The organism is Leptospira bandrabouensis (genome assembly GCF_004770905.1).
GTDB classification, from domain to species: Bacteria; Spirochaetota; Leptospiria; order Leptospirales; family Leptospiraceae; genus Leptospira_A; species Leptospira_A bandrabouensis.
In genome coordinates this window covers 2,144,748-2,157,859 of sequence record NZ_RQHT01000014.1, presented here as the reverse complement: position 1 = coordinate 2,157,859, position 13,112 = coordinate 2,144,748, and the positions used below count along the sequence as shown (strand labels likewise).

Below are 13,112 nucleotides of genomic sequence, written 5' to 3'. Positions count from 1 at the left end.
GTATATGAGTTGGATTTTACTCTTAATCGCAGGTCTTTTCGAAGTTTTATTTGCTTTTTGTTTAGGCAAAACAAAAGACACGACTGGAACAGAAACCTATCTTTGGTATTTGGGATTTTTAATTTCGCTAATTATCAGTATGGGTTTACTTATTAAAGTAACACAAACGCTACCGATCGGAACGAGTTATGCGGTATGGACCGGTATTGGTGCCTTAGGAACTGTAGTGATTGGCATTCTATTTTTCAAAGAGCCAATGGAATTTTGGAGACTATTTTTCCTCTCGACTTTAGTATTATCTGTTGTGGGCCTCAAAATAGTATCACATTAAATGTCAGTAATGAAATCTATCTCTACATCTAAAAAAAACTTACCTGAATTTCTAAAAAATTTGCAAAATTCACTATTTGATCCTTTTGAATTATTAATTGAAGAAGTTTACTTAGACGAAGAAAGCAAAGAATATAACGCATGTTACCTTAAAACTAAAAATATAAAATTTATATTTAGAACCGCCAAATCTACTCCGAAAAAAATAGGACAGTTTGTAACCTTATGGAAACGAAGTAAAAATGGACCGATTGAACCTTTTCTATATAAGGACAATATTGATCTTTATATCATAGAAACAATCAATCAAAACAAAACCGGTTACTTTCTTTTTTCCAAAGTGGTCCTTAATGAAAAAGGAATTTTATTTGGTAAGCATATAGGTAAACGAGGATTTAGAGTGTATCCGTCTTGGGATAAACCGAATAATAAACAAGGAATCACAACTCAAAAATGGCAATTATCCTATTTTGTTGAATCAACAGATATTAAAGATAATTTGAAAGCTTTGAAAACTCATTTAGAGATTTTTATAAAATAATTTACCAAATTGATTTTCCTTGGAAGTAAATCGATTCGGACTATGTCCGGTATATTTTTTAAATTCTTTAATAAAATGTGACTGATCATAGTATAAATCTAATAACCCAAGTTTCTGAAAATGAATGATGTCTGTTTTCGCCCATGTTTTGTAAATTGATTGAAATCTCTCAATGGATGAAATCAACTTTGGAGAAACTCCGACATAAGATTGGAACAATTTATCAATATAACGTTTGCTGTATCCTATATCCTCAAAAATTTCCTGAATGAAATATTGTCCTTTTTGTATTTGTATCTGACTAACCACATAATTCACGATTGGATTTTCTCTATTTAATAAATTTTTCATATAGATTAAGAATTCTTGAATACTGTCCGAAATCCGATATGGATCTTTTATGTTACTAATTGATTCTTCTAAATTGTTTACTGGTTTACCAAAAATATCAGAGAAATATAAAATCTTATTTGTTGATTCATGTAATGGGAATGGAAAGATTTGATAACCTCCTATAGTGGTCAATCGGAAGATAAGAGTATTGATTTGATATTCAGATGAACGAATTGAAACTGGATGATCCCATATCCCCGTAACCAAAATTTTTGATAATGGGTATTCATTAGTTAAGCCAAATTCTTCGGTTTTTAATTTTCCACAAACAGGAACGATTAACTTTGCACTACTGTGCGGTACAACAATTGCACTATCCGAGCTAGGAATGCCTATTCCACTTTCAAACCACCAGATACTTTCGATAATTTCAGCCAATTCAGCTCTTATCTTTAGAGATAATAATTTCAATGATTAGTTCCCTTTTTTACAATACCTTTCCACTTTTAAATTGTAAATTAAAATCAGAATACAATTATTTCAATTCAATGGAGATTTTAAAATGAAATCTAGATGGAGACTTATCACTGCAATAGGATTAATGATTTTTTTTCTTATTGGTCATACAATTGGCAGCCTTACTAGAAAGGATTTAAAACTAGAAAACTCAATTCAGACATTGCAAGCAATGGAAAATACACTTGTCGAACTTCCTGGTGGCTTATCTAATCATACAGTTGACGATTTTTATCAAGGTATGAGTCTTTCCTTGGATATATCCATTTTACTCGTCATCGGCATTTTAACAATTTGTCTAACAGATGGGCAATTACCTGGTCGGCCAAAAAGTAAAATTTTATTATTTGCCTTTTTCTGGACTGCGTGCGTTTCGATTATAAGTTTTTGCTATATCTTTCCAGTACCTGCTTTTACATGTCTTTTCACCGCAACACTATTAGCAATAGAGTGGTATATAGTATATTTTAAATCCGACAGGATTTAACTTTATGTAAATGCGAAATTTATGCAGGTATTTTTCTTTACCATTCACTTGAAATCGAAAGAAAGGTGGTATGAGCAAAATTTTCCGTAAAACCTTGTCTACTCGTCACTTTGATTTGGACTGGAATCGACACGTCACAAGTCGTACGTATGAACGGTTTGCTTACGATGCACGCTGTGAAGTTTTAAAAGAATTTGGTTTTCCCATAGAACTAATGTTAAATTCAAATATTAGTTATTTTCCAGGTTCAACCAAAGTGCGTTTTCTGAACCAACAATTTGTTAATTCAGAAATGACAGTAGAGTCCCAAGTATATGGATTGGAAGATGGAACCCTACTTTGGAAACAATCTATATTTGGATCGGATGGGAAAAATGCATGTGAAATAGAAACAACTTCTAGATTGGTTCAGGAAGGAAATACAATCCGCATCCCCAATGTTCCTGATATCAGTTTCAACCCTTATCAATTTACAATCCATCCAAAACCAATATTACAAAATACTGTTGAACATGATTATTATATTCCTTTCAGCGATATGAATTGTTTCTGGAATTTACCGTCAGATTCTATCTGGAAAATTTTTGAAGAAGGTCGTTTTTTATTTTTTAAAGAAATTGTAGATTTGAATTTAATCAAAGAAACCGATTCCACAACTTTTTTTATGGGCGGAGAAATTTTAATCCATAAACAACCTGATCCTGGCTCACATATAAAAATTTTAAGTTGGATTGAGAGTTTTGAAAAAATTCGATTCTACTTCAGACAAGACGTTTTAGACTCTAATGGTAATCTGTTGGCAAGCATGAAAGACGAACAGCTGTTTGTTTCTCTATCAAATTCTAGACCAAGAAGAGCACCAGCTGCATTTTTTGATAAAATAGAAAGGTTTATTGAATGATAGGTATTTTTTGTTTGAGAAGCGATTCTTCTTCTGATGTTAATTCCCTGTATTCACCAAGAACCAGTGTCGGATCCAATTCTAAATTTCCCATTTTCATTCGTTTTAAATAAACTACCTCTTTTCCCAAACTTTGGAACATTCTGCGTATTTGTCTATACTTACCTTCTTTTAACCAAACAGTTACTCGATGTGGTTCAGAAGGATCTGGAATGGCTAACCTTGCAGGTAGGGTTTTATATCCATCATCTAACACAATCCCATTTTCAAACGCATGAATGTCTTCATCTGAAACTGGCGCTGAAATTTCTGCATAGTATTCTTTTTCGACAAAATGTTTAGGAGATGTATAATAATGGGCAAGTGTTCCGTCTGTTGTAAATAATAATAGACCTTCCGTTTCTTTATCCAGTCGACCCACAGGGAATAAATTCATATTCCTATGCCTCTCGCTCAAATAATCCATTACCGTTTTTTCCCGAATATCTTCCGTTGCAGTGATACAATCGGGGGCTTTGTTCATCATAAAATAATAGAATTCTTTTCGTATTAGAGCTTCTTCGTAATAAACAACTTCATCTGAAAGAGAAACTTTAAATCCAGGATCTTTAATTACCGAACCATTGACTTTAACATGGCCCTGGTGGATCTCCTTTTTGACATCCGAACGAGAACCCAATCCGTAATTTCCTAAAACTTTATCTAATCGCTCTTTTGTCATAATTTGTTTTCAACTTCTAAATCCTAAATAGTTATGGCAACAAGGAAATCTTTAGGATTGTTTTCCTTACCTGCAAAAAAATGTATCTAAAACAATTGGCTAAAACAATCTAACGAGTATGTCCTCAACCTTTTTTAGGATTTTGAAAACTTCTCGTATTGCCTTCGACCTGGCTTATAAAAGTTCTCCAGTTTTAACCGCGCTCATCTGTATTTTAACGATCGCCAATGGTTTATTTCCATCCACGTTGGTTTGGATTGGAAAATTAATTATAGATTCCATTTTAATAAGCCAAATTAAATCAGAAGATTGGATTGAATTACTACAATCAGATGCCGTTAGGTTAGTTTATGCAGAAGGTCTGTTAACGATTCTCTATTTTGGTACACAGAAATTATATAACATTGCTTATACACTACTTAGAATTCGTTTAGGCCAAGAAGTAAACGAAAGAATACTATCAAAAGCTATTCGTTTGGAACTAACACAATTTGAAGATTCTGAGACATACGATAAAATGACTCAGGCAAGAACCGAAGCTTCTTCAAAACCTCTATCGATGGTCACAAGATTTTTTACCATCGCACAATCTTCAATCACCATAATTAGTTTTTTTGGACTATTGATTAAACTTTCCCCATTGGCTTCTTTAATTTTAGTGATTGCTGCGATTCCTTCTTTCATTGCTGAAACTAAATTTTCCAACCATAGTTTTCGATTGTTTCGTTGGAAAGCAAAAGAGACAAGGGAGCAGGTATACCTTGAAACTCTTATGGCAAGAGAAGACAATGCAAAAGAAATTTTACTCTTCGACTTAGGAAAAGAGTTTTTAAATCGATATAAAGAAAATTTTCATAAAATTTATACCGAAGACAAAAAGCTAACAATCCATAAAGGTATGTTTAGTTTTCTTCTGGGACTTCTTAGCCAATTTGCTTTTTATGGTTCTTATGTTTGGATAGTCAGTCTTGCCTTATTACATAAAATTACTTTAGGTGAGATGACAATGTACCTTGTTATTTTTAGACAAGGACAAAATACATTTTCAAATGCATTGTCTGCTTTCGGCGGAATTTATGAAGATCATTTGTATATAGAAAATCTTATGGAATTTCTTGATTTACCAATTCTAAAACGATTTGGAAATAAAAAAGGGAATCAACATAGGTCAGGAATTGTTTTTGATTCTGTTTCTTTTTTATATCCTGGAGCGAAAGAGCCTTCCCTGTCCAATGTTAGTTTTGAATTAAAAACAGAAGAAAAACTTGCTATTGTAGGAGAAAATGGATCAGGGAAAACAACTCTAATCAAACTTCTAACTCGGTTATATTCACCGACATCTGGCAATATCTACCTAGATGGAATCAATTTAGAAGATTGGGATGAGAAAAGTTTACGCAGAAGATTCGGTGTTATTTTTCAAAACTTTGTCCAATACCAATTCAAAGTAGGAGAAAATATTGGAATGGGTGATGTCCAAAAAAAACAATCGGAAGCCGAATGGATTTCTGCTGCAAAACTTGGTATGGCTCATGATTTTGTTACACGTTTAGAAAAAGGTTATTCTACAAGGCTTGGCAAGTGGTTTCAAGATGGTCGTGAACTTTCGGGAGGCCAATGGCAAAAGGTGGCCCTATCACGCGCTTTTATGCGTACAAATGCAGACATTTTGATCCTTGATGAACCTACATCAGCAATCGATGCAGAAGCAGAAATGAAAGTTTTTGAACATTTTAGAGAGCATACGCAAGATAAAACTGTGATCCTCATCTCACATCGATTTTCCACAGTAAGAATGGCGGATCAAATTTTAGTGTTAGAGCAAGGCAAAAAAACCGAATGGGGAAGCCACGAAGAACTACTATTCAATAAAGGAAAATACGAAAAACTCTTTCGGTTACAACAGGCTGGATATCAATAGGGCCATAGAGACAACCGATACTATAAAAGAACGTTCTAAATGAACTATACAGGATAGGAAATGGAAGATAATTATTCTAATTTAGGAATGCGAAAACTTAAAGTTCTTATCGATTCTTTTGGAGAAAGATCCAAAGAGATTGGCCTTGTTGCAGCTTCTATCCAACAAGTGGCAAAACAGACAAACTTACTTGCGTTAAATGCATCGATAGAAGCAGCAAGGGCCGGTGAACATGGAAGAGGATTTGAAATTGTAGCAAATGAAGTTACCAAATTGTCTTTTCAAACCTCAGAAGCTACAAAAAAAATCTCTGAAATTTTATCACGAATCAATTTAGAAAATTCTTCCGCAAACGCCGATGTCATCGAAATGGAAAAACAGTCTGTGGTAGACTTTGCCGAACTTTGGACAAACAATATAGCGAAAGAATTAGAATCTAAATTTTATATTATGGCTACTTCATTGTATGGTTTAAAATTTCTAATTCAAAGTTTGGTTCATGCAAATATTGGAATGAAACGAGAACACTTACTTCTTATTTTACAAGAATACTTAATTCAAAATGAACAACAACTTGCCTATGCAATTTGTTGTGAACCGAATGTAATTGATTTGATGGATTCGGAATATGCAAACAAGGAAGGTCATGATGCAAAAGGAAGATTTGTTCCATACTGCCATAGACATTCCGGAAGAATTGCTATCGAACCATTGCAAGGTTATGATACGGACGGGGAAAACGAATGGTATACCCTGCCCCGTGACCTAGGTGAAGATGTCATGATGGAACCTTATGATTATCCCATTGAAGGGAAAACAGTAAAAATGACAAGCCTCATGACTAATTTGTATTTACATTCTAAATTTGCAGGCATCCTTGGAGCCGATTTTTCTTTGGAACAATTACAAGCAGAACTCTCCCCGAAAAAAATATTCGGAATTGGAAAAACCACTCTCATTACCTTCAATGGAAATTTTGCCTCCCATCCTGACCGAGACACCTTGGGAACCTACGCAGATGTACTTACGGAGGATGCCAAAAAGGCTATACAAAGAGGCGAAAGTTATACTTTTATTGATCAATCAAACATGGCAAGAATCCTTAAGCCAGTCCGAATTGGGCAAAGCAAAAGGCCATGGAGTATCATGGTCGAATTCAATTTAATTGCCGCTCTTAAAAAATAACCAGTCTAATCTGCGATGGAAAGTTCAATCGCAGAAAACTTAGAATCTCAAATTGTAAATCTTTACAAAGAAAAGGAAGAACTAGAATCCAATTTAGGTACATCGGATGCGGATATGATCCTAAAGGAATTCTATCAACTAGAATCGGATTTAAATCGCCTTTACAAGTTCAAAGAAAATTACAAACGAATCGATACCAAACAGGTTATTGTTGAATCTATTCGTGCAGCCTACATCCCAAACCATCGACTTTCAAAATAGAAACGAATAAGTGGATCGAAATAACTATGGAATTAAAAATCATTAAAGACAGATTACAAAATGAATCCTTTGCAAGATCGGTGAAGGAAAATCTAGAAGATTGGTCCAAAGGTTTTGAAAGATCAAAAGAGGATGAACAAAAAATACATGAATGGCTAAACACTCTAATTAACAATTTTCTCAAAATTTTAGAGGATATTGAAGATGAAGAAGAATTGAGAGTCATTTTATTTTCAAAGTACGTTGAATTAAAATGTTTATGGAAACAGCTAAATACACAAATACAATATCAAAATTTTAATAAAGGAGAGGCCGACCCACAATTATTGATCCAGGCATCTCTTATTACCTATATTTTAATTGCAATAGAACCTCTCATTCACGAAAAAGATTTGTTAGAAATCCAACAATTTCTAACAAAACCAATCCGTGAAATCCTAATTGAAGAACCTAACGGCATGTCATCTTCAAACGAATCTGATTCAATCGCAGGACAATTGGATCAACAAATTTCTTCCTTATATTATGACAAAGAAAAACTGTTTCAAAACCTAGGTACTTGCGAGCCTAAAGAGATTATCTCAATTATAAAAAGTATGAGAGAACAAGTAGCGGATTTAAAATCAGAAATGCAGGATAGTTGTTTGATAGATGGAACAATCCAGTTTACAGGAAAAAGAAAAGTAAGGATCATGAAAGCCTAAAACTACCAAAAAATGATACCACCATTGGACATTACCAAAATCTCTCAAGTAGACTAGATCAAAGATACTTGCTCATCCATATCCAGTCAAAATTCTGGTTTTATGGACATTGATTCTTTGTTACAGGATTTAAAATCTCTTTTGGACTCACCAAAGGAACTTGTAACCATTCCCGAAGAAAAACGCTTAGAACTTATGATTCTTTGTGGGAAAATCTCTCGTCCCGATCGAAACGAAGTTAGAAAAAGAAACAGAACCGTTCGTGTTGAAAAAAAACAAACTCTAAAAAGTCAGGAAAAACAAAAAACCGCTCTAACAGGAATCAGGCGAGCAAGAGAAAATGCTGTTTTCCAGGCTCCACTACAAATATCAAATACAGCAGGATGGTCTTGGGATAAAGCAGAAGAACTGGCAAACCCGAAACCTTGTTATATTTGCAAAACTCCATTTACAAAACTTCATTTTTTTTATGATTCTATGTGTCCGAGTTGTGCAGAACTCAATTATTCCAAAAGATTTCAAACAGCTGACCTTCGCGGAACCGTCGCTGTCATCACGGGATCTCGTTTAAAAATTGGATACCAAGCAACCTTACTTTTGTTACGTTCCGGCGCAAGAGTCATTGCCACCACAAGGTTTCCGAATGATTCGGCGATTCGTTTTTCCAAAGAAACTGACTTTCACTTATGGAAGGATAGGTTACAAATTTTTGGTTTAGATTTAAGACATACTCCGAGTGTTGAAATTTTTTGCAAATTTTTAGAAAATCATTTAGAACGATTAGATATTTTAATTAACAACGCAGCCCAAACGGTAAGACGACCTCCAGGTTTTTATTCTCACCTTCTTGAGGCAGAAAAGTTATCTGTATCTGAATTACCGCAAGAGGCACAAAAATTACTTAGTTTTTACCAACATTGCAAACAAGAGTTAGATTCTTATAGGTCAGATTCTGAAATGAAAGACACCGCAACAGCCCTTGCTGTGAGTTGGAATCACAAAACTCCCGGCGTAGGAATTCGTTCATCTGCTGCACTTTCCCAAATTCCTTATTCCCATGACAATTCAAATGAATTAGAGGCAGTGTTTCCTGAAGGCCAATTAGATGCCGACTTACAACAAGTTGACCTTCGCAAAACAAATAGTTGGCGATTAAAACTTGGCGAAATCAATACTTCAGAAATGTTAGAAGTCCAATTAGTGAATGCTGTTGCTCCTTTTGTACTTTGTAATCGACTTGTAGGCATCATGCGTCGAGACAATACAGGAAAAAAACATATCATCAATGTTTCAGCGATGGAAGGTAAATTCCATAGATTTAAAAAAGAAGACCGTCATCCACATACGAATATGGCCAAAGCGGCATTAAATATGATGACTCATACGTCGGCTGAAGATTTTGCAAAAGACGGAATTTTTATGAATGCCGTGGATACAGGTTGGGTGACCGATGAAGATCCCATTGAACTTGCAAAAAGAAAACAAGACCTTCACGATTTCCAACCTCCTCTCGATATAGTGGACGGGGCTGCAAGAGTCGTTGATCCTTTGTTTGACGGTGTTAACACAGGCAAACATTGGATAGGTAAATTTTTAAAGGATTACTTTCCGATTGACTGGTAGAAAAAAAATTTTTTATTTTCTGCAAACGTAAATGAATTTAAAGTATTAGTTCAGGATTTTCTCTCCATCTTTGCAAAAAGAGTGGCAGCAGAGTATCCAAACCCATCGGGAACACTCCCGCCATTTAACTTTACCAAGATGGAAATGATCGCATAGTGGTGTACTGTATGCGAAAGTAAAAATAACAACTCTCGATTGGTATGACTAAGTGTGATCGGAACTTTTTCCGTAGGATTGTAGTTTTGTGAAATCGTAAGAGATTTGGGTTCTATGGATTTGGTTAAAAATTGGGATACATAGTGCTTTAACGTTGTAATGGCAAACAATCGATCGGTTTCAAGAAGAGGATTCCGATTTCTTTTGTCGTAATCAATATGACCGGCACTCACCCCATTCCAAAACATCTCGTAATGTTCAATGATGTGTCGAAAGTGTTCTCCAATGGAAGAGGCAAGGACTTCGTGTTTTTGTTTATATCTTTCGTTCGATATAGATTCGAGAAGAGTAACCCCTTGCTGCAAAATTTGGACGTTCTCAGCAAAGATTGGATTCATACATTGAGTCTTAGACTGACCGAATCTCTTCTCATTCCAAACAATTTTCAATACTTTAAGCCATAAAATGCAGTTTTTTAGAAACAAACAGCCAATTTTCGCAGTATCCTGACGTTTCTCTCCTCCGAAACAATGTCTAACAACATTTAAGGTAATTATCCTTTTTTGAAATTAACAATTCAAATCACAGACAATTAAAAAATCGCGATTCGCAATTTTAAACTTAAACACGTTGACTGACTAGTCAGTATCTTCGTTTATGGAAAAATGGGGTCGAAAATGTATTTTATTTTTCTCATATTTCTTTCTGCAATCTTTGCGATGACCCTGGGTATACCTGATGCTCCCTTCCCGCAAGGTGACGAAATTATGCATATCCGTTCCGTTCGGGAAAGTTTGGAAGTGGGAAGTTATACTCTCCCGGTTTTATCTGGACTTCCGAATCCATATAAACCACCTCTTCTCTTCTGGATGGGAATGTTATTTGATAAAATATTTGGTATAAGTTATTTTTCCGAACGTTTCGTTTCCTTTTTATTTGGTCTCGGAACTTTCGTTTTATTCTATAAATTTTACCAATCCTTAAGTAAGTCAGATAAAGAAACGAAACTTGCAACCATAGCATTTGCTTTCTCTTTCCTTTCTTTAAAATTTTTCGGGCTTCTGATGATGGAAGGCGCAATGGTATTTTTTACCTTACTATATGTTTTTTTATTTTTTAGATCGAAAGAAGAGAAAAACTTAACGTATGTTGCGTGGGGAAGTTTTTTTGTAGGATTCGGGTATTTACTTAAAGGCCCCATCCTTCATATATATATAATTTTATTTTTAGTTAGTTACATTTACTTAAAAATGATTCGAGTGAGAAAGGGACATTTTCATATTTCTTTCCAACCACTAATCAAAGAGAAACAAACAATACTATTGTTTTCGCTCTCCTTTCTCATTCCCATTCTCTGGATATCCTATTTGTATTTATTTACAAATTCCGGAAAAGAGTTATTAAGATTCTTTTTTATCACAGAGAATATGGGAAAATTTTATGCTGCGAACCAATCAGGGCTTAGAATTTGGGGAGGTTGGCTACTTTATACAATCCCATTTACCATCCCACTTTTTTATTCTGTTTGGATATTCTTCAGTAAAACTTCCAATCAAAAAAACAGATTTTTGGGAATGGTTTTGTTGGCGTTTTTATTGTTAGTTACTATTTTCCACCTAATGCCAAACAGAAAAGATCCATATTATGTAACTCCTTTTATTAGTTTTCTATTTCTAGTTCCTGCTTTAAAAAAAGAAACTTGGGAGACACTAATCCTTTCCCATTATAATCAATATTCGATTCCAATTGTATACTTTCTATTGACCGCTATGGCAGTGGTCCTTCGAGTTCCTTTATTATTCGCAGTTTCTCTTACTGGAATTGTTTTATCACTAAGTGCGATGGCATTTCAAAACAAAAATAAAAGATTCTATGGAGTTTTTATCACACAACTTCTAATCCTACCTATCATCATTTTTTTATTTGTAAGGCCTATGGCGGATCCAGACATCACAGAAAAGCTTACAGATGTTAAAGGAAAGGAAATATGTGTGATTGCTGAGAATCCATGGACCGCAATGGATGTTCAAAATAAATTAATTAATTCTAAAGTAAAATTTGCCCTCCCACTTACCTACAGGGACACCTGCCCCGAAGCTGAAATGATTGTCACCTTCTCTGAGGTAACTTTGACGGAAAATTGGAAGAAAGTTTCCTCTTGGATGCAATGGAAACAACATTTGAACTTAGATACAAAAGAGACCTTGAGAGCATTACTGAAAGTGGACAAACGTATTTTTCAATCGGAAGTGAGCGTTTGGAAAAGGGAGGAAATACGATGAAAAAATACGGAATCCTTCTCTTTTTCTTGGCACTAGTTTCTATTTGGGACATCTCCAAAGACAACACTCCAAAGTTTGGACAAAAGGCAAAATTAGATCAATCATCGGAATGCAAAGATCTTTGCGGAAAAGCAAGTCTTTGTTTAAAAGAAGATCAAAAGAAATTACAAGATCCTAAAATGTACCAATTTGCCTGTGAAATTCTTTGCACGAAACAATTCCAATTGTTTGGCGAATGTTCCAAAGCCATCGCAAAATCTTGTGAAAGTGGTGAGTTATGTATCAAAAATCAAACAAAGGGGCTTTTTTAAAAACAAAAGAAGTTAAATGACCAGTCATGCAAAATAAAACAAGTATCATATTACCAACTTATAATGAAGCCGGCAATATCAAAAATTGTGCCGAAACCATCTCTAGGATTTTAGAAAAAGAATCTTTAGAGTTTGAAATAGTCATTGTGGATGATAACTCCCCTGATGGAACTTTTGAAGTTGCAAAAGTCCTTGCGGAGTATGACAAAAGAATCAAACCCTATGTTCGCACCACAGAAAGAGGACTAAGTTCTGCTGTCACTTACGGATACGAAAAAGCGGAAGGTGACAACCTAGTGGTTGTAGATGCCGACTTTCAACACGACTATACTAAAATTCCGGATGTGATCCGATTACTTAATGAAAACGATATTGTTGTTGCGACACGTCGTAGTGCCGACGGTGGTTATGGTAATTTTCCCATACTTCGAAAGTTAGCAAGTCAGTTTGCTACAAAAATTTCTGAGTGGTTGTTTCCTGTTCCAATTACTGATCCCATGAGTGGATTTTTTGGAATCCGAAAATCAATTTATTTAGAAACAAAAGAAAAACTCCACCCTCGGGGATATAAAATTCTTTTTGAAATTTTAGGTTCAGTTCGTACTGAAAAAATTGCTGAAGTTGGTTATACCTTCGGTCTCCGTACATGGGGACAATCGAAACTAGATTCTGGTGTGATCTTTTATTTTCTTTGGGACCTAATTTCGATTAAATGGAACCAATGGAGGTCATCGCACTCTTTCCAATTTCGTTCGAAAAGAAGAAATTCACATATTCATCCTTAATCAAACTTTAGGGTGAATTAGAAAAAAATTTGAAATATAAAAAATATTTCGAATC

General features: G+C 34.7%; 15 protein-coding genes and 1 pseudogene. 13 read left to right on the top strand and 3 right to left on the bottom strand.

What is annotated here, in order from left to right:
• Positions 1-4 precede the first annotated feature (4 nt).
• Positions 5-331, top strand: a complete 327-nt coding sequence (locus EHR07_RS17255; RefSeq protein WP_135746188.1) for a DMT family transporter — start codon at positions 5-7, stop codon at positions 329-331.
• Positions 332-871, top strand: a complete 540-nt coding sequence (locus EHR07_RS17250) for a MepB family protein (RefSeq protein WP_135746187.1) — start codon at positions 332-334, stop codon at positions 869-871.
• On the opposite strand, the gene EHR07_RS17245 is transcribed toward EHR07_RS17250, so the two are convergent.
• The gene (locus EHR07_RS17245) at positions 851-1,675 is read right to left on the bottom strand and encodes a helix-turn-helix domain-containing protein (RefSeq protein WP_238753388.1); all 825 of its coding nucleotides are present in this window, start codon (positions 1,673-1,675) and stop codon (positions 851-853) included. The genes EHR07_RS17250 and EHR07_RS17245 overlap by 21 nt on opposite strands.
• A 91-nt stretch (positions 1,676-1,766) precedes the next feature.
• Between EHR07_RS17245 and EHR07_RS17240 the strand changes: the two genes are divergently transcribed.
• Both EHR07_RS17240 and EHR07_RS17235 read left to right on the top strand, forming a co-directional pair.
• Complete coding sequence (locus EHR07_RS17240; protein WP_135746186.1) at positions 1,767-2,207, top strand: LIC_13387 family protein; 441 nt, start codon at positions 1,767-1,769, stop codon at positions 2,205-2,207.
• 70 nt (positions 2,208-2,277) lie between these two features.
• On the top strand, positions 2,278-3,108 hold the full coding sequence (locus tag EHR07_RS17235; protein WP_135746185.1) for an acyl-CoA thioesterase: 831 nt from the start codon (positions 2,278-2,280) through the stop codon (positions 3,106-3,108).
• Here the strand turns inward: EHR07_RS17235 and EHR07_RS17230 are convergent.
• The gene (locus EHR07_RS17230) at positions 3,098-3,829 is read right to left on the bottom strand and encodes a pseudouridine synthase (RefSeq protein ID WP_135746184.1); all 732 of its coding nucleotides are present in this window, start codon (positions 3,827-3,829) and stop codon (positions 3,098-3,100) included. The two genes, EHR07_RS17235 and EHR07_RS17230, sit on opposite strands and share 11 nt — an antisense overlap.
• Positions 3,830-3,971: 142 nt before the next feature.
• On the opposite strand from EHR07_RS17230, the gene EHR07_RS17225 reads away from it, so the two are divergent.
• From EHR07_RS17225 to EHR07_RS17205, 6 genes and pseudogenes are all read left to right on the top strand, one after another.
• Complete coding sequence (locus EHR07_RS17225) at positions 3,972-5,750, top strand: ABC transporter ATP-binding protein (protein ID WP_244288973.1); 1,779 nt, start codon at positions 3,972-3,974, stop codon at positions 5,748-5,750.
• Between the two features lie 60 nt (positions 5,751-5,810).
• A pseudogene (locus tag EHR07_RS19375) lies at positions 5,811-6,077 on the top strand (methyl-accepting chemotaxis protein); the annotation flags it as partial.
• A gap of 42 nt (positions 6,078-6,119) precedes the next feature.
• The gene (locus EHR07_RS17220) at positions 6,120-6,935 is read left to right on the top strand and encodes a cache domain-containing protein (RefSeq protein WP_457609477.1); all 816 of its coding nucleotides are present in this window, start codon (positions 6,120-6,122) and stop codon (positions 6,933-6,935) included.
• A gap of 15 nt (positions 6,936-6,950) precedes the next feature.
• Positions 6,951-7,196 carry a hypothetical protein gene (locus EHR07_RS17215; RefSeq protein ID WP_135746181.1) on the top strand — a complete coding sequence of 82 codons (246 nt, stop codon included), beginning with the start codon at positions 6,951-6,953 and terminating at the stop codon, positions 7,194-7,196.
• An 80-nt stretch (positions 7,197-7,276) separates the two neighbouring features.
• Entirely contained in the window at positions 7,277-7,900 is a 624-nt protein-coding gene (locus EHR07_RS17210) for a hypothetical protein (RefSeq protein WP_244288972.1), read from the top strand.
• Between the two features lie 102 nt (positions 7,901-8,002).
• Complete coding sequence (locus EHR07_RS17205; protein WP_135746179.1) at positions 8,003-9,523, top strand: SDR family oxidoreductase; 1,521 nt, start codon at positions 8,003-8,005, stop codon at positions 9,521-9,523.
• A 50-nt stretch (positions 9,524-9,573) separates the two neighbouring features.
• Here EHR07_RS17205 and EHR07_RS17200 read toward each other — a convergent pair whose 3' ends face one another.
• A complete protein-coding gene (locus EHR07_RS17200) occupies positions 9,574-10,077 on the bottom strand; it encodes a DinB family protein (RefSeq protein ID WP_135746178.1) in 504 nt (167 codons plus the stop codon).
• A gap of 279 nt (positions 10,078-10,356) precedes the next feature.
• Between EHR07_RS17200 and EHR07_RS17195 the strand changes: the two genes are divergently transcribed.
• Genes EHR07_RS17195 through EHR07_RS17185 form a run of 3 tightly spaced genes read left to right on the top strand, consistent with a single transcriptional unit; the run spans position 10,357 to position 13,057 of the window.
• Positions 10,357-11,961, top strand: a complete 1,605-nt coding sequence (locus tag EHR07_RS17195; RefSeq protein ID WP_135746177.1) for an ArnT family glycosyltransferase — start codon at positions 10,357-10,359, stop codon at positions 11,959-11,961.
• On the top strand, positions 11,958-12,272 hold the full coding sequence (locus EHR07_RS17190; protein WP_135746176.1) for a hypothetical protein: 315 nt from the start codon (positions 11,958-11,960) through the stop codon (positions 12,270-12,272). The genes EHR07_RS17195 and EHR07_RS17190 overlap by 4 nt, the downstream gene beginning before the upstream one ends.
• Before the next feature lie 26 nt (positions 12,273-12,298).
• The gene (locus tag EHR07_RS17185; protein ID WP_135746175.1) at positions 12,299-13,057 is read left to right on the top strand and encodes a polyprenol monophosphomannose synthase; all 759 of its coding nucleotides are present in this window, start codon (positions 12,299-12,301) and stop codon (positions 13,055-13,057) included.
• The last annotated feature ends 55 nt before the right edge of the window (positions 13,058-13,112 follow it).

Coding starts and splice junctions, on each gene's coding strand:
- EHR07_RS17190 (WP_135746176.1), top strand. CDS start 11,958: ATGAAAAAATACGGAATCCTTCTCTTTTTCTTGGCACTAGTTTCTATT.
- EHR07_RS17205 (WP_135746179.1), top strand. CDS start 8,003: ATGGACATTGATTCTTTGTTACAGGATTTAAAATCTCTTTTGGACTCA.
- EHR07_RS17240 (WP_135746186.1), top strand. CDS start 1,767: ATGAAATCTAGATGGAGACTTATCACTGCAATAGGATTAATGATTTTT.
- EHR07_RS17220 (WP_457609477.1), top strand. CDS start 6,120: ATGGAAAAACAGTCTGTGGTAGACTTTGCCGAACTTTGGACAAACAAT.
- EHR07_RS17195 (WP_135746177.1), top strand. CDS start 10,357: ATGTATTTTATTTTTCTCATATTTCTTTCTGCAATCTTTGCGATGACC.
- EHR07_RS17255 (WP_135746188.1), top strand. CDS start 5: ATGAGTTGGATTTTACTCTTAATCGCAGGTCTTTTCGAAGTTTTATTT.
- EHR07_RS17185 (WP_135746175.1), top strand. CDS start 12,299: ATGCAAAATAAAACAAGTATCATATTACCAACTTATAATGAAGCCGGC.
- EHR07_RS17230 (WP_135746184.1), bottom strand. CDS start 3,829: ATGACAAAAGAGCGATTAGATAAAGTTTTAGGAAATTACGGATTGGGT.
- EHR07_RS17215 (WP_135746181.1), top strand. CDS start 6,951: ATGGAAAGTTCAATCGCAGAAAACTTAGAATCTCAAATTGTAAATCTT.
- EHR07_RS17235 (WP_135746185.1), top strand. CDS start 2,278: ATGAGCAAAATTTTCCGTAAAACCTTGTCTACTCGTCACTTTGATTTG.
- EHR07_RS17200 (WP_135746178.1), bottom strand. CDS start 10,077: ATGAATCCAATCTTTGCTGAGAACGTCCAAATTTTGCAGCAAGGGGTT.
- EHR07_RS17250 (WP_135746187.1), top strand. CDS start 332: ATGTCAGTAATGAAATCTATCTCTACATCTAAAAAAAACTTACCTGAA.